Source organism: Streptomyces hiroshimensis (assembly GCF_014650335.1).
Lineage (GTDB): Bacteria > Actinomycetota > Actinomycetes > Streptomycetales > Streptomycetaceae > Streptomyces > Streptomyces hiroshimensis.
Genome location: NZ_BMUT01000007.1, coordinates 244,238 through 263,644, shown reverse-complemented (window position 1 = coordinate 263,644; position 19,407 = coordinate 244,238). Strand labels below are relative to the sequence as shown.

Annotated in this window: 17 protein-coding genes; 12 read left to right on the top strand and 5 right to left on the bottom strand. The window is 73.4% G+C overall.

Annotated elements, in window-relative coordinates; genetic code table 11:
- The first annotated feature begins 18 nt into the window (after nt 1-18).
- Genes IE241_RS18135 through IE241_RS18120 form a run of 4 tightly spaced genes read left to right on the top strand, consistent with a single transcriptional unit; the run spans nt 19 to nt 4,203 of the window.
- A complete protein-coding gene (locus IE241_RS18135; RefSeq protein ID WP_190022804.1) occupies nt 19-1,377 on the top strand; it encodes an ABC transporter substrate-binding protein in 1,359 nt (452 codons plus the stop codon).
- Nucleotides 1,374-2,348, top strand: a complete 975-nt coding sequence (locus IE241_RS18130; protein ID WP_190022803.1) for a carbohydrate ABC transporter permease — start codon at nt 1,374-1,376, stop codon at nt 2,346-2,348. The genes IE241_RS18135 and IE241_RS18130 overlap by 4 nt, the downstream gene beginning before the upstream one ends.
- On the top strand, nt 2,345-3,217 hold the full coding sequence (locus IE241_RS18125; RefSeq protein ID WP_190022802.1) for a carbohydrate ABC transporter permease: 873 nt from the start codon (nt 2,345-2,347) through the stop codon (nt 3,215-3,217). The genes IE241_RS18130 and IE241_RS18125 overlap by 4 nt, the downstream gene beginning before the upstream one ends.
- A complete protein-coding gene (locus IE241_RS18120; protein ID WP_190022801.1) occupies nt 3,214-4,203 on the top strand; it encodes a zinc-dependent alcohol dehydrogenase family protein in 990 nt (329 codons plus the stop codon). The genes IE241_RS18125 and IE241_RS18120 overlap by 4 nt, the downstream gene beginning before the upstream one ends.
- 63 nt (nt 4,204-4,266) lie before the next feature.
- On the opposite strand, the gene IE241_RS18115 is transcribed toward IE241_RS18120, so the two are convergent.
- Nucleotides 4,267-5,112, bottom strand: coding sequence for a DUF4097 family beta strand repeat-containing protein (locus IE241_RS18115; protein WP_190022800.1), 846 nt, complete (start codon nt 5,110-5,112; stop codon nt 4,267-4,269).
- Nucleotides 5,113-5,164: 52 nt separating this feature from the next.
- Nucleotides 5,165-5,713 carry a hypothetical protein gene (locus IE241_RS18110; protein WP_190022799.1) on the bottom strand — a complete coding sequence of 183 codons (549 nt, stop codon included), beginning with the start codon at nt 5,711-5,713 and terminating at the stop codon, nt 5,165-5,167.
- A 475-nt stretch (nt 5,714-6,188) separates the two neighbouring features.
- Here IE241_RS18110 and IE241_RS18105 point away from each other — a divergent pair, with 475 nt between their 5' ends.
- From IE241_RS18105 to IE241_RS18070, 8 genes are all read left to right on the top strand, one after another.
- Nucleotides 6,189-6,686 carry a YybH family protein gene (locus IE241_RS18105; RefSeq protein ID WP_190022798.1) on the top strand — a complete coding sequence of 166 codons (498 nt, stop codon included), beginning with the start codon at nt 6,189-6,191 and terminating at the stop codon, nt 6,684-6,686.
- 147 nt (nt 6,687-6,833) lie between these two features.
- Entirely contained in the window at nt 6,834-8,168 is a 1,335-nt protein-coding gene (locus IE241_RS18100; protein WP_190022797.1) for a radical SAM/SPASM domain-containing protein, read from the top strand.
- Nucleotides 8,165-10,213 carry a B12-binding domain-containing radical SAM protein gene (locus IE241_RS18095; RefSeq protein WP_190022796.1) on the top strand — a complete coding sequence of 683 codons (2,049 nt, stop codon included), beginning with the start codon at nt 8,165-8,167 and terminating at the stop codon, nt 10,211-10,213. Before IE241_RS18100 ends, IE241_RS18095 begins: the two co-directional genes overlap by 4 nt.
- Nucleotides 10,203-11,450, top strand: a complete 1,248-nt coding sequence (locus IE241_RS18090) for a metallopeptidase TldD-related protein (protein ID WP_190022795.1) — start codon at nt 10,203-10,205, stop codon at nt 11,448-11,450. The genes IE241_RS18095 and IE241_RS18090 overlap by 11 nt, the downstream gene beginning before the upstream one ends.
- On the top strand, nt 11,447-12,445 hold the full coding sequence (locus tag IE241_RS18085; RefSeq protein WP_190022794.1) for a hypothetical protein: 999 nt from the start codon (nt 11,447-11,449) through the stop codon (nt 12,443-12,445). Before IE241_RS18090 ends, IE241_RS18085 begins: the two co-directional genes overlap by 4 nt.
- Before the next feature lie 42 nt (nt 12,446-12,487).
- Nucleotides 12,488-13,516 (top strand): fatty acid desaturase family protein, encoded by a 1,029-nt coding sequence (locus IE241_RS18080; protein ID WP_190022793.1) that lies wholly within the window; start codon nt 12,488-12,490, stop codon nt 13,514-13,516.
- 46 nt (nt 13,517-13,562) lie between these two features.
- On the top strand, nt 13,563-14,630 hold the full coding sequence (locus tag IE241_RS18075; RefSeq protein ID WP_190022792.1) for an amidinotransferase: 1,068 nt from the start codon (nt 13,563-13,565) through the stop codon (nt 14,628-14,630).
- Complete coding sequence (locus IE241_RS18070) at nt 14,630-16,060, top strand: alanine racemase (protein ID WP_190022791.1); 1,431 nt, start codon at nt 14,630-14,632, stop codon at nt 16,058-16,060. The genes IE241_RS18075 and IE241_RS18070 overlap by 1 nt, the downstream gene beginning before the upstream one ends.
- Here the strand turns inward: IE241_RS18070 and IE241_RS18065 are convergent.
- The 3 genes from IE241_RS18065 to IE241_RS18055 all read right to left on the bottom strand — a co-directional run bounded on the left by IE241_RS18065 (nt 15,976) and on the right by IE241_RS18055 (nt 19,363).
- On the bottom strand, nt 15,976-17,217 hold the full coding sequence (locus tag IE241_RS18065) for an MFS transporter (RefSeq protein ID WP_190022790.1): 1,242 nt from the start codon (nt 17,215-17,217) through the stop codon (nt 15,976-15,978). The two genes, IE241_RS18070 and IE241_RS18065, sit on opposite strands and share 85 nt — an antisense overlap.
- A complete protein-coding gene (locus IE241_RS18060; RefSeq protein ID WP_190022789.1) occupies nt 17,214-17,714 on the bottom strand; it encodes a methylated-DNA--[protein]-cysteine S-methyltransferase in 501 nt (166 codons plus the stop codon). Before IE241_RS18060 ends, IE241_RS18065 begins: the two co-directional genes overlap by 4 nt.
- 140 nt (nt 17,715-17,854) lie before the next feature.
- Nucleotides 17,855-19,363, bottom strand: a complete 1,509-nt coding sequence (locus IE241_RS18055; RefSeq protein WP_190022788.1) for a bifunctional transcriptional activator/DNA repair enzyme AdaA — start codon at nt 19,361-19,363, stop codon at nt 17,855-17,857.
- Between the last annotated feature and the right edge of the window lie 44 nt (nt 19,364-19,407).

Here is a 19,407-nt window from a genome sequence, read left to right as displayed (position 1 = left end):
CAGACCGGGAGCCCTGCGATGACCCACCGAACCCCACGCGGCCCGAGGGCGCTCGTCGCGGCCGCCGCAGCGTCCGGACTGCTCGCCGCATGCGCCGGGGCCGGCGGCACCGCAGCCTTCGGCGGCGACGCCCTCAACGTGCTCATGGTCAACAACCCGCAGATGGCGCAGTTGCAGAAGCTGACCGCCGCGCACTTCACCAAGGCCACCGGCATCAAGGTGAACTACACGCTGCTCCCGGAGAACGACGTCCGCGACAAGACGGGCCAGGACTTCTCCCACCAGACGGGCCAGTACGACGTGGCCACCATCAGCAATTACGAAGTCCCCTTCTACGCGAAGAACCGCTGGCTGCTCCCCCTGGACGCGTACGCGGCACAGGACACCGCCTTCGACCAGGACGACATCCTCAAGCCGGTCCGGGACTCGCTGACGGCGGACGACGGCAGGCTGTACGCCGAGCCCTTCTACGGCGAGTCGTCCTTCCTCATGTACCGCAAGGACGTCTTCGCGGAGAAAGGCCTGACCATGCCCGCCCGCCCCACCTGGGAGCAGGTCGCAGGCCTCGCCGCGAAGGCCGACGGCGCACGGCCCGGCATGAAGGGCATCTGCCTGCGCGGCCAGCCCGGCTGGGGAGAGGTGATCGCCCCGCTGACCACCGTCGTCAACACCTTCGGCGGCACCTGGTTCGGCGAGGACTGGCGGGCGCAGCTCACCGCGCCGGAGTTCGTCAGGGCGACGGAGTTCTACGTCGGCCTCGTGCGCAAGCACGGTGAGGCCGGAGCCGCCCAGGCCGGCTACGCCGAGTGCCTCAACAGCCTCACCCAGGGCAGGACCGCCATGTGGTACGACGCGACGGCCGCCGCCGGATCGCTGGAGGCCGCCGGGTCCCCGGTGAAGGGCAGGATCGGCTACGCACCGGCCCCGGTGGACAGGACGAAGTCCTCCGGCTGGCTCTACACCTGGGCCTGGGGAGTGCAGAAGGCCGCCAGGCACCCGGACAAGGCGTGGAAGTTCATCTCCTGGGCGTCGGGCAAGGCGTACGAGGCGCTGGTGGGCAAGGAGGCCGGCTGGGCCGCCGCGCCGGCCGGCAAGCGGGCCTCGACCTATGCGAACGAGGACTACCGCAAGGCGGCGGGCGCCTTCGCCGAGGTCACCCGCGAGGCCATCGGCAGCGCCGATCCGCGCAGCCCGGGCACCCAGCCGCGCCCGGCCCCCGGCATTCAGTTCGTCGGCATCCTGGAATTCTCCGACCTGGGCACCAGGGTCTCCCAGGAGATCAGCGCCGCCATCGCCGGGCGCCGGTCCGTCGGGGAGGCGCTGCGGAAGTCCCAGGCGATGGCGGCCAAGATCGGCGAGGAGTACCGCAACCGATGACCGATCCGCTGACGGCGGCGCCCGCAGCCCGCGCCGGAGCCGTGCCCCGCACCGCCGGCCCCCGGCCGAAGCCCCCGGCCCTGCGGGCCTGGGCCACCCGTGCCCCGCTGCTGCCGGCGCTGGTGTTCCTGATCGCGGTCACCCAGCTGCCGTTCGCGGCCACCCTGGTCATCTCCCTCTTCGACTGGAATGCCCTCCGGCCCGGCGAGCGCCGCTTCACCGGCCTGTCGAACTACACCGCCGTCGTGCACGACGCCGGTCTGCGGGACGCGGTCGTCACGACCATGGTCCTGACCGCCTCCGTGGTCGTCACCAGTCTCGTCCTCGGACTGCTGCTCGCCCTGCTGCTCGACCGCTCGTTCCGCGGCCGCGGGCTGGTGCGCACCCTCCTGATCGCACCCTTCCTGCTCGTGCCCGTCGCGGCCGCCCTGCTGTGGAAGCACGTGCTCTACAACCCCGAGTACGGGCTGCTCAACGGCGCCCTCACCTGGGCCGGCCGGCTCTTCGGCGTCGACAGCCCGCCCCAGCCGGACTGGATCTCCTCGATGCCGCTGCCCGCGGTGGAGGCCGCGCTGGTGTGGCAGTGGACGCCGTTCATGATGCTCATCCTGCTGGCCGGGCTGCAGAGCCGCTCCCCGGAGACGGTGCAGGCGGCCCGGCTGGACGGCGCCGGCGACTGGCAGGTCTTCCGGTACGTGACGCTGCCTCACCTGCGCCGGTACCTCGAACTGGGCACGCTCCTGGGCGCGATCCACATCGTGCAGAACTTCGACGCGGTGTTCACCGTCACCTCCGGGAGCCTGGGCACCGCGAATCTGCCGTACGCGATCTACCGGACCTTCTACCAGGCCCACGAGTACGGGCAGGCCTCCGCCGCCGGAGTGCTCGTCGTGACCGGCTCGGCCGTGATCGCGACATTCGCCCTGCGCGTGGTCTCGTCCCTGTTCCGGGGAGGGGTGTCCCGAGGATGACCGCCGCCGATGCCGACGCCGCCGCCCTGCCGCCGGAGGCCCGCCGGGCCCGCTGCCGCGGCCTCCTGCCGGGGCTGCTGGCCTGGCTGGCAGGCCTCGTCCTCTTCCTGCCGGTGGCCTGGATGGTGCTCACCTCCCTGCACTCGGAGAGCGACGCCGCCACCAACCCCCCGTCGGTCGCCGCTTCCCTGACCCTCGACGGCTACCGCACGTTCTTCGGGGCCGGGGGAGGGACGAGCCCCTGGCCCGCGCTGATCAACTCGGCCACGGCCGGAGTGACGTCGACGGTGCTCGTCCTGACCCTCGCGCTGCCCGCGGCCTACGCGCTGTCCATCCGTCCGGTGCGCAAGTGGACCGACGCGCTGTTCTTCTTCCTCTCCACGAAGATGCTGCCGGTGGTGGCCGGGCTGCTGCCCGTGTACCTGTTCGCCAGGGACACCTCGCTGCTCGACAACATCTGGCTGCTCGTCGTCCTCCACACGTCGATGAACCTGCCGGTCGCCGTGTGGATGCTGCAGTCCTTCCTCTCCGACATCCCCGTCTCCCTCGTCGAGGCCGCCCGACTCGACGGCGCCCGGCTGCCCGCGGTCCTCGGCCGGGTGGTCGCCCCGCTGGCCGGCCCGGGGATCGCGGCCACTGCACTGATCTGCTTCATCTTCAGCTGGAACGAGCTGCTCTTCGCCCGGGCCCTGACCGCGGTGACCGCGCAGACCGCGCCGGTCTTCCTGACCGGGTTCATCACCAGCCAGGGCCTCTTCCTCGCACAGGTCTGCGCCGCCTCGGTCGTCATCTCGCTGCCGGTCCTGGCCGGCGGCTTCGCCGCCCAGGACAAGCTCGTCCAGGGCCTCTCCCTAGGAGCCGTCAAATGAAGGCCGCCGTCGTCGAAGCCCCGGGCCGGATCCGTATCGCCACGCTCGCGGACCCGGCCCCGGGCCCGCACGAGGTCGTGATCGACGTGGCCGCGTGCGGGCTGTGCGGCACCGACCTGCACATCGTGCAGGGAGGGTGCGCCGCGAGCCTGCCGGTCGTACCGGGGCACGAGTTCGCGGGGGAGGTCGTCGGCACCGGTTCCGGCGTGACCCGGCTGCGGGTCGGCGACCGGGTGGCCGTCGACCCCTCGCTCTACTGCCAGGAGTGCCGCTACTGCCGCATGGGGCGGGGCAACCTGTGCGACCGCCGGGGCGCGATCGGCGTCACCGCGGCGGGCGGTGCCGCCGAGTACGCCCTCGCCCCGGCGGCCAACTGCGTGCGCCTGCCCGAGCACGTCGACGTGCGCGACGCGCCGCTCATCGAGCCGCTGTCCTGCGCGGTGCGCGGCTACGACGTGCTCGGCAGCCGGCTCGGCGCCGACGTGCTGATCTACGGCTCGGGGACGATGGGCCTGATGATGCTGGAGCTGGCCAAGCGCACGGGGGCCGGCTCCGTGGACGTCGTCGACGTCAACCCCGCGCGGCTGGCGACGGCCCGCGCCCTGGGCTGTACGCGGACCGCCGCCTCGGCGCAGGAACTGGAGCAGGCGCGCGGCTGGGACGTGGTCATCGACGCCACCGGCAACGCCGCCGCCATCCAGGACGGCCTGGGGCGGGTCGCCAAGGCCGGCACGTTCCTGCAGTTCGGCGTCAGCGAGCTCGCGGCCACGGCCACCATCGAGCCGTACCGCATCTACCACCACGAGATCACCATCACCGGATCCATGGCGGTACTCCACAGCTACGAGCGGGCCGCCGAGCTGTTCGCGGCCGGGGTCCTCGACCCCGGGGTGTTCATCAGCCACCGGCTGCCGCTGGAGCGGTACCCCGAGGCGATGGACCGCTTCCGGGCCGGGGAGGGCTGCAAGATCGTGGTGGTGCCTTAGACGCGGTGCCTTAGACGCGGTGCCTTGGACGTGGAGGCGCGGGCTACGGCGGCGCCGTCCGCGTCACGCGCCCCCGGCGCGGCGGACCGTCACGTCGCCGACCGACGTGGTCGCGTACACCTCGGCCCTCTCATCCGACCGTCCGGGCCCGTCGGAGGCCGTCAGGAGGTTGTGGACGTGCCCGAACTTCGTCCGTACGTCGAGGCGTGCGGCCGTGCCGGGGCGGATGCCGATCTCGATCTGGCCGCTCGACGTGGCGAGCACCGCCGAGCCGCGCACGACCTCGCCGACGCGGATGTCCCCGTGGGCGGTCTTGGCCTCCAGGTCCGCGTGCGCCGTGCCGACGGCGATGCTGCCGCTGGCCGAGCGCACCCGCAGGTCCGCCGAGGCCTCGCCGACCCAGGTCTCCCCGTTGGAGTTCTTGATCACCGCCGGGCCGGTCAGCGCGCCGGCCCGTACCCCGCCCGTCCCGGTCGTGATCGCGGCGGTGCCGTCCACCCGGTCCGCCGTGACGTCGCCGAGCGAGGTGGTGGCGGTGAGCCGGCCGGATTCCTGGAGGTGGATGCCGCCCGTCGACGTCTTGATCCGGCACTCGCCCAGACGCCCGCTGCAGTGGAAGGCGGTCATCTGGCCCGTCCCCTGGACCTCCGAATCCGACGGCAGGCCGATCGTCACGTCGACGGATCCGGCCCGGCCGAAGACGCGCGGCTTGGGCCCTTTGACGAGCAGCCGGCCCCCGGCGTACTCGACGCGGGTGTCCTCGGCGGCCTTCGTGTCCGCCGCGCTGCCCGGATCGCTCGGGCGCACCTCGACCACGGTGTCGGTGCGGTCGCCCGCCCGGAGGCGGACGTCTCCGACGGGGAGGTCGACGGAGACGGTGATGGGGTGCGGCGTCTCGAAAACAGGCATGGTGTCGTCCCCGCTGGTCGGAAGGGTGGTCGTGCTCCGGTACCGGCCGGGGTCAGGTCACCCAGCCCGTGTAGTGCTGGCCGCCGCGCGGCGCGCGGCGCTCGGGACGACGCGCCTGCTCGTCGAAGTCGAGCATCGCGGACACCGCCCGGACCAGCCAGGCGTTGACCGACAGGCCCTCGCGCCCGGCGGCCTCCTCGATCCGTGCCTTCAGGTGCTCGGGCGGCCGGAAGTTGATGCGGGACGTCGCGCCGTCCTCCCCGCCCGCGGGCGCCGGCGGCGCGGCGGGCAGCGAGGGCACCGCACCGGCGTGCGGGCGCTCGAAGCCGCCCTCGGCGTCGCCGGGGCCGTGGTCGGCCGGGGGGAGCGTGACGACGAAGCTCGGGTCGAGCCCGCGCAGCCGGACCTCGACCGAGCCCGGCGCCAGATCGCTGGTGATCTCGTCCGCGGCGGCGGACAGGGCGTCGAGCAGCACGAGCCGGACGGCGGAGGAGAGCGGCGCGACGAGACGCTCGGCGACCTCACGCGATTCCGCGTCGCCCGCCTCGGCTGCGACCAGGAGTTCCTGGCGCAGATTGTCGACATACCGCATGAGTTCCATGGCGTCATCCTCGCACCGCCGTGGCGCCATGCGCAAACCGCCCGGGGCCTGCGGGCCGGGGCCGGTCGCGGCCGGTCGTCCAGCCCGTGGCGCCAGATCTGCGCCACGGCCGTCCGGGCGCCCGGGGCGGGCGGTCCTGTATGCGGAACGGGATTCCCGAATTCACGCCCCGCGTGAATATCGGATTCCGTGCCGAAAACCGCTGATCGAGGCCGCGATCAAACCTCCCAACTGGGCGCCTTTCCCGGGGAGTTCCCGGGTATTGACAGCCCACTCACCCTCGGTGATAGTCGGGTACCAGCGAACATGCGAGCGACTGGGTGAGCCTTGCGATCTGATGCAAGGGCGAGAGTGAGAAATTCTCCGCAGGTACCCTCCCTCAGCCTCCGCTGGGGGTGCTCCCGCACGACGTCCCTTTCCGGTCCCTCATGCAGTCGACGCAGCCGGAGCAGCCGAAAAACAAGGGAATCGCTCAATGACCATAGATTTCGTGCCCACGGTGACCGCGGGCGCCATCACCAGGGAAGCCGTCCAGCAGCTCCTCGAGGAGTACCGGTCGGCATATGACCGCTGCGACCAGGGGTACTTCGACCTGTTCGCCCCCGACGCCACCTTCTTCATTCTGTCGTCGCCCACCCGCATCGACAGCCGTGAGGAATTCCAGCGGGTGTTCACCCTCTCCGCCGGCCCGGCCCGGCGCAGCCAGCTGCTCTCGCCCGAGATCCGGATCCTCGGCGACACGGCCCTCGTCAGCCTGCACTGCCGGGTGGCCCTCGGCGAGGAGCAGCAGTACCTGCGCGAGACCCTCGTGGTGACCCGCGGGGCGCGTGGTGAGCTGCGCATCGCCCACCTGCACATCTCGCCCCAGGACATGCCGTCCGTCCCCGACTCGCCCGAGCGCGCCGTCGAGGAGATCTCCGTCATCGAAGAGCGCACGGCCACCACGGCCAGCACCGTCGGTACCCCCAAGTAGCAGCGGGGGACCGGAGCACCCGACGACCGCCGGGGCTCTCGTGCTCACCGGGCGAGGGTCCCGGCGGTTCACGTCCGTGCCGCGCGCGAGGGAGCGTCCGTCCCGCGCGAGGGAGACGGACGACGACGGAGACGATGGAGGGGTACGTTGCTGCAGCACGTTTCGTCCTGTACGCCCGAATACGCCCGGCGGCTGCCACCGAGGACCCGGCCGCTGATTCGCTACCGCCGGGAGGACTTCGGCTGGCTGGCCGCGTTCCCGGACGGTTCGGTGGCCATGTACGACGAGGGCGCCGAAGCCCTGCTGCGTGCGGGCGAACCACCCGAACGGTGCACGGACCACCTCGTCGAAAGACTCTCCGTGGAGACGGATTTCCATTTCCGGGCACCCGCCATGGTGTGGCTGGAGATCACCCGCTCCTGCAATCTCCGCTGCCCGCACTGCTTCGTCGAGGGCGGCCGGGCGCGCAGCTCGGAATTGCCCACCGAGCTCATCATGCGGCTGCTCGACGAATGGGCGGCCATGGGTGTCTTCTCGCTGATCGTGACCGGCGGCGAACCCACCATGCACCCCGATTTCTGCGACATCGTGCAGCGCGCGTACGACCTGGGATTCGTCATCGGCATCGCCACGAACGGCACGACGCTCGGCGAACGCATCCTCTCCCGCATACCGCAGGACGACGTCATCATCAGCATGAGCATCGACGGCCTGCACGGACAGGGGAAATACCGCAACGAGGGCGAATTCGCCTACGTCACGCGCCGGCTCGCCGAACTCCGGGACCGGGGATTCAACACCAGCATCATGACCACCACGACCCACGAGAACGTCGACGACCTCCCCGTCATCATCGGCTGGGCGAAGGAGAACGACGTCAGCCTGCGCAGCGTCCCGTTCATCCCGATGGGCCGCGGCGCCCTCCACCACGACCTCGCGAGCTCGATGCACGACGTCGAGCGGACCGCCCGGTTCTGGATCGACGAGGAGGAGTGGGGCCGCGAGAAGGACCGCACCCTCGGCCTGTGCGCGGGCAAGGTGCTGGACTTCCTCTACACCATGGTCTTCGCGACGCGCCGCTGCATGAGCGGGCGCGGCGTCTGCTACGTGAACTCCGCCGGGGACGTCTTCCCGTGCAGCACCTGCGCCGGGAACAAGGTGCTGTGCGGCGGGAACGTCCAGCTGACGCCGTTCGCCGGGATCTGGGAGAGCGAGGACTGGCTCGTCAGAAAGATCACCTGGGACAACTACCGCGACACCTGCGAAGGCTGCCCCATCAACGACGACAAGTACTTCTGCACCGGGCGCTGCCCGAGCCAGTCCAGCATCCTCAACGGCACCTTCGACGGCTGCGGCACCAGCGACTTCCAGCGGCAGAGCATCCTGCGCCGGGAAGAGCTCTTCCGCGAACGCATCATGGCCGAGCCGCGCGTCGAACTGCGCCGCGGCGAACACAGCACCGTACCCGGGGAGCGCTCATGATGAAGGTCGCGCTCGCCACCAGCCCGCACCTCAACCACGGCGGGATGTCCCTGCGGACCCGGCCCGGCGACCCGCCGCCCATGCAGAACTTCGTCCCCGTCGGCCTGCTGTCCCTCAAGGCCGCCGCCGACGCGGCCGGGGCGCCCGCCGCGATCGAGGTCGTCGAGACCAATCAGCTGCTGCTCGACGGCGCCGTCCCCAACGACGACGCCCTCTACGACGGCCTCGCCCGGTCCGTGCTCGCGGCCGGCGACTCCCTGGTCGGCCTGATGACCGACGCGGACTCGCTCGTCCACACCGTCCTCCTCGGGCAGGCCCTGCGCAGGCGCTCCCCGGACACCCGGATCTGCCTCGGCGGGCCGGCCGTCACCCCCATCAGCGCCGAGTTCCTCGACCGCTTCCCCTGGGCCGACTTCATCGTGCGGGGCGAGGGCGAGGCGACCTTCACCGAGCTCCTGGAGACCCTGCACGCCGGCCAGGACCCCTCGGGGGTCCGCGGCCTGACCCACCGCAAGGACGGCCGGGCCGTCGTCAACGCCGAACGGCCGCTGTTCCAGGACCTCGCCGAGCTGCCCTGGCCCGCCTACTACGCCTACGACATGTCCAAGGGCGCCCGCCTGTACCTGGACGTCGGCCGCGGCTGCCCCTTCCGCTGCTCCTTCTGCGCCACCGCACCCTTCTGGGAGCGCAAGTTCCGCATGCGGCCGATCGACGACATCATCCGGCAGCTGGAGTACGTCCGCGACGCCTTCGGCCGCACCAGCGTGAACTTCTCGCACGACATCTTCACCTGCGACCGCCCCTGGGCCCACAAGTTCTGCGACGCCGTGATCGCCCGCGACCTCGGCGTCACCTGGGGCTGCAGCACCCGGACCGACCTCATCGACGCCGAACTCCTGGACAAGATGGGCGCGGCGGGCTGCGAGGAGATCTATTACGGCATCGAGAGCGGCTCGCCGAAGATGCAGCGCTGGATCAAGAAGAACCTCGATCTCGAACGGTCCCTGGAGGTCGTCCGGGCGACGAAGGCCGCGGGCATCCGTCCCGTCACCGGCTTCATCGTCGGCTACCCGACCGAGACCCGCGAAACCATGTCCGAGACCCTCACCCGCTTCTTCCAGTTCCTGGAGGAGGGCCAGGGCCGCAGCCAGCTCTTCACGCTCGTGCCGCTGCACCAGTCGCCCATGTACAAGCAGTACGCGCCCACCCTCAACCGGCCCGCCGAGTACTACGACATCCCCGTCACCGACCGGCCCATGGCACAGATCCAGCAGTACCGGCGCGAGCACAAGGACATGTTCTGCACCGACTACCGCTTCGCCTGCCCGGAAGTGGGCGACGCGCTGATCGACGCCGCCGAGGAGCTCTCGGGCCACGTCGTCGTTCTCGCGTCCCTGTGGCCGCGGCTCCTGCCGTACTACGACTCGCCCATGGACTGGTACGAGCGCTGGGTCGCCTGGATCGAGGAGTACAACGCCGAGCACGCGCCGGGGACCCGCTTCCGTCACCAGAGCGAGGCGCGCGACCTGCTGGTCTTCGCCCAGGAGGAGACCGTCCGGCTCGGCATCGAGGACTCGCCGGCCGCGTCCCTCGTGCGCTACGAGATGATGCGGCTGGCCGCGGCCGACCTGCCCGAGCCGCCCCCGCGCCCCGCCGCACCGAGCGTCGGCCCCGAATCCGCCCTCCGCGCCGGGGACTTCCTCAGCGCCGAGTTCCCGCACGACCTGCACCGGATGCTGCGCGGCCCGGCGGAGGAACCCGCGGCCGAGGACGGCAAGGGCTCCGCGAACGGCAGCAGTTACGTCGTCACCCGGAAGAGCGCGAGCGACAAGATCGAGACCATCCAGCTCGGCCGCAGCGCACGCGACCTGCTGGAACGCGCCGACGGCCGGCGCACCGCGCGCCAGCTCATCGCCGAGGTCTTCCCCGAGGAGGCCGGAGACCCGGACACCACGCTCCGCCGCGGCCTGGAGCTGGTCCGCTCGCTGGCCGGGATGGGCCTGCTGCTGGAGGCACCGGTCAACGGCGACACCGATGCCCGCTGACGCCCGGGCGATACGCGCTGACGCCCCGGCGATACCGGCCGAGGCTCCGGCGGGGGAGACCGTCGCCTGCGAGCGCGCCGTCGGCGGCCTGGTGACGGCCGGCCCCCGCGGGACGTCGGCCCACCGCCTGTCCACCCGCATGGGCCGCCACGACCGGGGCCCGGGCCGCGGCACGCGGATCTTCTCCGGCGACCCGCCCGCCCCCTGGCGCACCGGCCTCCCCGAGCCCGAGCCGCCGGACGACCACGACGAGGTCCTGGCCGCCCTCACCGCCCTCCGCGACCGCTTCGGAGGCCGCGCCGACCTGCAGTTCTCGCAGGTCTCCTCGGTCCGCGTCGTCGCGGGGACGGCGCACGGCACCACCGCCCCCCAGGCCCGCCGCGTCTGGTCCCTGACCGGCGGCCTGCTCACGCCCGGCGGGCACGAGGTCCCCGTCGGGCGCAGCGGCCGCGGCCCGGCGCTGCCCCGGCTCACCGACCCGGCGTGGTGCGAGTCGGCCGCCCGGCTGCTGGCCGCCGTCGACGCGGCCCGGGCCGCGGAGCCGGGGGAGTGCGCGGCGGTGCTCATGCCCCAGGCCGCGGGCGTCCTGCTGCACGAGGCGGCGGGCCACTTCGCCGAGGCGTCCCCCGGCGGCACGCCCGCCCTCGCCCACCGGCTCGGCTGCCGCGTGGCCGGTGAGCTGATCACCCTGGACGACGACCCGCTCGCCGAGGGCGGACCGGCCCACTACGACACCGACGACGAAGGCATCGTCTGCCTCGGCCGGCAGCGGATCGTGCACGAGGGCAGGCTCGTACGCCAGCTGCACAGCCTCTCCAGCGCCGCCGCCGAGGCGGCCATGCCCACCGCCAACAGCCGCGCCGCATCGGTGCTGCACCGGCCGGTGCCCCGCATGTCGAACGTGGTCTGCCGGCCCGGCGACGCCGAGACCGGAGCGCTCGTCGAGAACGCCGGCCACGGGCTCCTCGTCCACCGGCTCGCGGACGGGATCCGCACCGGCGCCACCCTCGAAGCCCGCCTGGTGCTCGGCGAGCTGATCCGCTCCGGCCGCCGCACGGGCGAATACGTCCGCGGCCGCCTGCGCGAGCGCGCCGACGTCCTCACCCGCGTCGTGGAGACGGGCGCGCACGCCGAGTTCGGCGACAACGCCCTGTGCGGCAAGGACGGCCAGCTGCTCTTCGACGTCGGCATGTGCGCGCCCGCCCTCCGGCTCTCCCGCCTGCGGTGCACACCATGACCCCCGCCGTCACCGTCACCCGCAGCCACGACATCGCGCGCCTCGACGCCGGGACCGGCGAGACGCGCACCCGGCTGGCCATGACCGCCGCGTCCGGCGAAAGCGGCACATGGAGGCTGTCGGCGACGACCGCGCCGCCTGGCACCGGCGAGGAGCCGGACCCGGGGCGCCACGCCCTCGCCGTCCACCGCGCCCTCCGCGGCCGCGCCGCACCCGCCCTCGGCGAGGACGGCCTGCTCGTGGAGGCCGGCCGCATCACGACGGACGTCACGTGCGACGGCCGCCGCGTGGCCGTATCCGCGCGTACGTACCTCCTCGTCCGCGACCGCGACCGCGTGCTCCACCTGCAGGACGGCACGGACCCGCCCCGCTCCCTGCCCTGGGCGGCCGCCGCCGGTCCCGGCGACGTCCGCCCCGGCGACCCCGTCGTCCTCGGCCCCGCCGCGCTGCTGGCGCTGACCGCCGCCGCACACGAGGAGGACGGCACCGCCGGCGCGCCCGGCAGCGGGTGCTCCTCGCCCTATCCGCCGCACGACTTCCCCCTCCACGGGCTCGTCACCGCGACCGGGCGCCCGCACGCCGACCTCTGCCGGGCGTGCGAGCTGCTGGCCGAACCGGACCGCTGGCTGGTGCCGCACGGCACCTTCGGCACCGGCACCCGCCCCCCGGCCGTAGCGGACCGCCCACCCCGCAAGGCCTTCCCCCCGCGCGCCCTCCTCCTCGACTCCCTCACGCCCTGCGGCCGCTGCGCCGACGGCCGTCCCGACTGGCTCGCGGCGTACTGCCTGGTGGACGGTGCGGAGCAGGCCCGGGGGAGGGGGCTCCTGCGGGTGCGGGGCGCGCCCGACGCACTCCTGCGGGAGGCCGGGGCCGCCTGCGCCCCGGCCCGCCCGGCACTCGCCCGCGACCCGATCGGCCGCGAGTCCTACGCACAGGCCCCCTGTGTGACCACGGCGCTGACGGCCGGCCGGCTGATCGTCCCTGCGCATCCGTAACCCGCGGAGCGCCCCCACCCCCCGGCAGAAGGAGGAACAGCCATGTCCCGCACGGCTCCCCGCGAAGGGGAACAGCTCGGCCTCGACGGCTCCCTCGACGGCTCCCACGACGTGGCCCTGGCGCCGGTCCGCGGCACCGACACCCGGCGCGGCCTGCCGGCGTCGTACTTCGAACGCCGCCCGCGCCGCTTCATCGCCAAGATCGCCGTCGCCTTCGCCGTGATCGTGGTCTGCTGGACGGCCCTGCTGGAATTCCGCAACCCCGTCACCTGCGTGGCCGCCGTCCTCGTCCTCGGCGTGATGTACGCCTACCTGGTGGAGCTCCAGCACGAGTGCCTCCACGAGCACGCCTTCCACGCCCGGTGGGCGAACCGGACCTGGGGCTTCGTCTGCGGGGTGTTCATGTTCAGCTCGTACTCGCACTACAAGTACGAGCATCTCCGGCACCACGCCTTCCTCGGCACCCCCCGCAACCAGGAGTTCTTCAACTACCGCTTCCACGGCCTGGACAGCGTGCACGGCTTCGCCCTCGCGGCGTTCCACCCCGGCCGCTACGCCGACGTCCTGCGCAACCTCGGCCGCGGAGCCGCCCGGCGCCCCATCCCCGGCGTCGAGCGGCCGCGCGCCGCACGGGCGATCCAGAGTGAGTACGCCCTGCTGCTCGTCCTGCTGGCCGGTGCGGTCGCGGCCGGTGTGCTGACCCGCGACTGGTTCGTCGTCCTGGCCTGGTTCGCCCCCGCGCTCCTGGTGAGCGAGGCGGCCCACTTCCTGATCGAGATGCCCGAGCACTTCGGCCTGAACACCCAGACCGACGACAACGTCCTCGGCAACACCAGGACCATCCACGCCTCAACATTCGCCCGCTGGCTCACCAACTACAACAACCTGCACACCGCGCACCACTACCACCAGGGCGTCCCCATGGTGAACGTGCCGCAGCTGCACGCCGCCATGCAGGAGAAGATCCTCGTCACCGAGACCTCGTACTGGAGCTTCTACCGCAAGGTCCTCAAGGGGGAGATCGCCTACCAGGGCGGCCGGGCGAGCGACGAGAACTGCATGACCCGCTAGCCCCGTCCTCGTCGTCCCGCCGCCCCGCACGGAAGGAAGCCCCCTCATGCCCGTGGTCTCCTCGCACAACGAATGGGACCCCCTGGAGGAAGTCGTCGTCGGCAGGGTCGACGGCGCGATGACGTCGTCGTGGGAGGTGCTCGACCGCATCTCCGTACCGCCCGCGGCGCAGGAGCACCTCGGCGCCTCCGCCGGCACCCGGATGCCCCAGGACGCGGTGGAGGAAGCGGAGCGCGGCCTGGAGGAGCTCATCGGGATCCTCCACGACGCCCACGTCACCGTGCGCCGCCCCGACCCTCCCGACACCTCCCGCCCGTTCGCGACCCCCGCCTGGGCCGTCGCCAACGGCATCTCCGCCGCGAACCCGCGCGACCTCCTGCTCGTCGTCGGGGACGAGATCATCGAAGTGCCGATGGCCGACCGCAACCGGTACTTCGAGACCTGGCCCTACCGCGGCCTGCTCGCCGAGTACTTCGAGCGCGGCGCCCGCTGGACCGCCGCGCCCAAGCCCCGCCTCCTCGACGCGCAGTACCGCCCCGGCTACGAGATCCCGCCGCCCGGCGAGGAGATGACGTACCTGGTCACCGAGGCCGAACCGGTCTTCGACGCGGCCGACGTCATGCGCTGCGGACGGGACCTGTTCATGGAGCGCAGCCACGTCACCAACGCCCTCGGCCTGGAGTGGCTGCGCCGCCACCTCGGACCGGAGTACCGCGTCCACGAGGTCGTCTCCCGCTACCCGCGGGCCATGCACATCGACACCTCCCTGCTGCCCCTGGCACCCGGGAAGGTCCTGGTCAACCCCGAGTTCATCGATCCGGAAGGGCTTCCCTCCGCCTTCCGGTCCTGGGACGTGCTCATCCCCCCGGAGCCGGTCGTCACCCCGGTGATGCAGCGGGGGCTGATGAGCGTGTGGAGCAGCCTGAACGTGCTCATGCTCGACCCCGCCCACGTGGTCGTCGAACGGTCCCAGACACCGCTCATCAAGGCCTTCGAGCAGTGGGGGTTCGACCCCGTCCCCTGCTCGTTCGAGCACTACACGGCCTTCGGCGGCGCCTTCCACTGCGCCACGCTGGACATCCGGCGCACCGGCCCCCTGGAGACGTACTTCTGATGGCCGCCCCGCAGCCCGCCCCGCAGCCCGTCCCTCAGCCTGTCCCTCAGCCCGTCCCGCAGTCCGCCCCGGCGGTCCCCTGGCCCGCCCAGCAGTGGTCGCCCGGCACCGGCGTCCGCCCGGCCCTGCCGCCCTCGGCCCTGCCTCGCCCGGTCGTCGAGCGGCTGCGCCGGCTCGCGCAGGAGGCCGGGCCGGAGCCGCTGTGCGCCTACGTCCACGACCCGGCAGCGGCGGCCCGCAGGGCGGCGCTGCTGCGCGCCCGGCTCCCGGACTGGGCGGAGGTCTTCTACGCCGTGAAGGCCAACTCCTTCCCGGCCACGCTCGAAGCGCTCGCCCCCGGGACCGACGGATTCGACGTCTCCTCCGAGGGTGAGGCCGGTGCCGCCCGCGCAGCCTCCGCCCGGGCCCTGATCGCCACCGGGCCCGGCAAGACCGACGCCATGCTGACGGCCGCGGTCCGGGCGGGCGCGGACTTCGTCAGCGCCGAGAGCACCCTCGAACTCCACCGGATCGCCGCCGCCGCGCACCGGGCCGGCCGCCGCGTCCCGGTCGTGCTCCGCGTCAACGCGGCCACGGGCCCGCTGCAGGGCGCGCTGTGCATGGACGGCCACGCCACGCAGTTCGGCATCGGCGAGGACGACCTGCCGGAGGCGGCCGCCGTCGCCCGCTCCTTGCCCGGCCTCGACCTCGTCGGCTACCACTTCCACGTGGTCTCCAACAACCTCGACGCCGACGCCCACGCCGATCACCTACGCGCGCGGCTGCACTGGGCCGTCCGGGCCGCCCGCGAGCACGGCTTCGCCCTGCGCGTGCTCGACGCGGGCGGCGGCCTCGGCGTCGCGCCGCGCGGCGTGGCACCCTTCGACCTCGGCAGGTTCGCCGCCCGGCTGCGCGCCGCCCCGCCCCCGCCGGGCGTACGGGTGGTCCTCGAACCCGGGCGCTGGCTCGTGGCGGACAGCGGCTACTACGCGGCCCAGGTGACGGACGTGAAGGAGGTGGCCGGCAGCCGGTTCGCCGTCCTCGCGGGCGGCATCAACCACTTCATGCTGCCCGCACTGCTGGAAGTCGCCCTCGACGCCGCCGTCGTGGACGTCGGGCGATGGCCGTACGCCTGCCCCCGCCCCACCCTGCGGGACACCACCGTCTCCCTGGCCGGACCCCTGTGCACCCCCGAGGACATCCTCGCCCGCGGCATCCATGTCGGCCGGCTGCGCGCCGGGGACCTCGTGGTCTTCCCGCTGGCGGGTGCCTACGGCTGGGAGTTCGCCCTGCGCGGCTTCCTCGGGCGCCGCCCTCCGGTGCACACGGTGGTGAGCACGGCGGTGAGTACAGCGGTGAGCACACCTCAGCCGGTGTCGGCCCGCTCCGGAACCGCCTCGGGGGCGGCGGCGGGCGCGGAGCCGGTGCCCCCGGAGGACAGCAGCAGGTAGAGGCCCGGCAGCCCGGCACAGCAGGCCATCGTCACGGCCGCGGCGGCGAGGCTGCCGCCCGCCAGCAGCGGGGCGGCGATCACCGCCCCGAGCGGCGCCGTTCCCGTCATCAGCGTGCGCAGCCCGGCGAAGGCCCGCCCGTGCAGCTCCGGCGCGATGCGCCGCATCCGCAGCGACTGCGCCCATACGGTCATGGGCGCGCTCAGCAGGCCCACCGCGAAGAAGCCCGCCCCGACCACCGCTTCCAGGGGCGAGCCCAGCACGGCGAGGAAGGCGAGCGCGGCCCCCGTCTGGAACAGCCCGATCAGGCGCACCGAGGCGGGCCCGAGGCGGCCCCCGCCGGCCACCGCCGCGCCCAGGAACTCCCCGGCCGCCGCGGCCGCGGTCAGCGCACCCAGGACCGACGCCCCGCCGTGCAGTTCGTTCTTCGCCAGCCACGGCCCGACGACCAGGATCAGCATCCCGTCGGCGATGTTGAAGAGCATGAAGGCGACCGTCGTGGAGACGATCACCCGGTCGCGCGCGACCGCCTTCAGCGACGCCTTCGGCGCCTGCCGCCCCGCCCGCGGAGGAGGCGACAGGGGCCGGCGCACGGTCGCCACCAGGGCCGCGAAGACCAGGTAGGACGCCGCGTCGACGAGCAGCACCTGGGGAGCGCCGACCGCCCCGACCAGCACGCCGGCCACGGCCGGGCCGACGACGGTCGCCACGCTGAAACTCAGCGATTCGAGGGCGTTCGCGGTGTCGAGGTCGCGGTCCCCGACCAGCTGCGGGATCGCGGCGGGGAACCCGGCGAGCGGCACCATCTTGAGCAGGCCGTAGACCACCGCCACCAGGAACGGCAGCCACACCGGCACCCCGCCGACGGCCGCCGCGAGGGGGACCGACGCCACGCACGCGGCCCGGAACACACTGTCCGCGATCAGCAGCGTCCGCTTGTCGAACCGGTCGAGCAGCGGCCCCACGAGCAGGCCGCCCACGACGACCGGGGCCGTGAAGCAGACCCCCAGCAGCCCCAGCCGGCCGGTGCCGCCCTCGTCGAGCACCAGCCACGCCAGGGCCAGGAACGTCATCCCGTCACCGAGCAGCGACACGGACGCGCCCAGCCACAGCCGCCCGAAGTCCCCCGACCTCAGCACCCGCCAGTACGCGTTCACCGGCTGCCCGCACCCTTCTCGTGATCGAGCAGCCACCGCTTGACCGCGAGGCCGTAGTAGTAGCCCCCGAGCGTGCCGTCCGAACGGCGGATGCGGTGGCAGGGGACGATCAGCGGCACCAGGTTGTCCGCACACGCGGCGCCCGCGGCCCGCGCCGCGCCCGGCCTCCCCGCGGACGCTGCCAGCTCCTGGTAGCTGACCGTCGTACCGGGCCGGACCCGGCGCATCTCCCGCCACGCCGCCATCCGGAATCCGCTGCCGCTCTGCACGACGGACAGCGCGTCGATCGCCTCGACCCGGCCCGCGAAGTAGGCGGCGAGCGCGGACGCGTACGGCTCGGGGACCTCCGTCGGCACCGGCTCGCGGCCGCGCCACGGAGCGGGGAGCTCGGGCAGGAGAGCGGACGGGTCCGGCGTGAACCCCGCTGCGAGGATTCCGTCCTCGACGGTCAGCAGGCTGAAGGGGCCGAGGGGTGTGGGCAGAGTTGAGCTGCGCATGCCTTGCGCTGTCATCGTTCTCCTCAGGCTCCGGGCTCCGCCCGGTGGACAGTCGGTCGGCTGCGGGCCGTTGGTGGCCGGTCGCGCCCACGCGGCGGAGCCGCAGATGTAACACCGCCCCGCGCCCCTTATCGGGCGCGTTACCGAGGGGGCGCCGCCTCCCGCAGGTGCAGTGCCGCGTACGAGCGCCAGGGCTGCCAGGCCCGGGCGTGTTCCGCCAGCCGGCCGGCTCCGCGGCCCCCGGCCAGGCCGAGCGCCTTCGCCGCGGCCCGGACCTGCGGGTCCTGCGGGGCGAACGCGTCGGGGTCGCCCAGGGCGTGCATCGCGATGCGCTGCACGGCCCATTCGCTCACACCGGGCAGCTCGCGCAGCCGCGCCGCTGTCTCCTCCCGGTCGGCGTCCCGTTCGAGGGACAGCTTCTCGGCGGCCACCGCACCGGCCAGGGCCCGTACGGCGGCCGCCGGTCTCCCGGCGAGGCCGAAGGCCGCCGGATCGGAGTCCGCCAGTGCCCCGGCGGAGGGGAAGAGCCGGCAGGGACGGCCTTCCCCGGCCGCCGTGACCGGCTCGCCGCAGTGCGCGGCCATCCGCGTGCAGACCGCGCGCACATCCGTCAGTGAGGCGAACTGTTCGAGGACCACCCGCAGGGCCGGCTCGAAGCCGTGCGTGCACCCGGGCATCCGCAAGCCCGGCGCGGCCCGCACCAGCGGCCCGAGCCACGGGTCGGGGCGCAGGGCGTCCCCGATCGCCGCGGGGTCGGCGTCGAGGTCGAGCAGGTCGCGGCAGCGCCGGACGGCGGCCGTCACGTCGCGCAGGTCGGCGAGGGTGAGCCGCAGCGTCACGTGCTGCTGCCCGGTCCGTCCGCGCGCGGACGCCGCGACGGTGAGGTCGAGTTCGGCGGTCCCGCTGCCCCGCGGCAGGCGCAGCGTGCGGCGGTAGCGGTTGCCGTCGGTCTCCTCGACGCCGGGCACGGCCCGCTCGCGCAGCCACGCCACCATGCCCGCGCCGTCGAAGGGCGGCCGGTAGCGCAGGCGCAGCACCAGCGGACCGGACCGGCCGGGGGACCGGTCCCCGGCCCGCTGGTCCGCCCGGGCCCCGCAGGCCCTGCGCAGCTCCGTCGGCGAGCAGCCGAAGGCCGCGCGCATCCCGTCGTTGAACTGCCGGACGCTGGAGTAGCCCGCGGCGAGGGCCACCTCCGACAGCAGCAGCGCACTGGACTCGATCAGCAGCCGGGCCACCTGGGTGCGGCGGTTCAGCGCCAGGGCGAGGGGGCCGACCCCGACCTCCGCGACCAGCTGCCGGTGCAGATGGCGCTCGCTCACCGCCAGCTGCCGGGCCACCCCGGCCACCCCGATCTCGTCGACGGCGCCGCCCGCGATGAGCCGCAGCGCCCGCGCCACCAGGTCGCCGCGCACGTTCCACTCGGGGGAGGAGGGCGCCGCCTCGGGCCGGCACCTGCGGCACGCCCGGAACCCCGCGGCCTCGGCCGCTGCGGCGATCCGGAAGAAGCGCACGTTCTCCGGCTTCGGTGTCCGCGAGCCGCACACCGGACGGCAGTAGACGCCGGTGGTGGTCACCGCGACGTAGAAGGACCCGTCGAACCGCGCGTCGCGGCTGGCCATGGCCCGGTAGTAGCTGTCGAAGTCGAGCACGTGGTCATTGTTCCCAGGAGGCGGCCCCCTGTCTGGCGGTCATC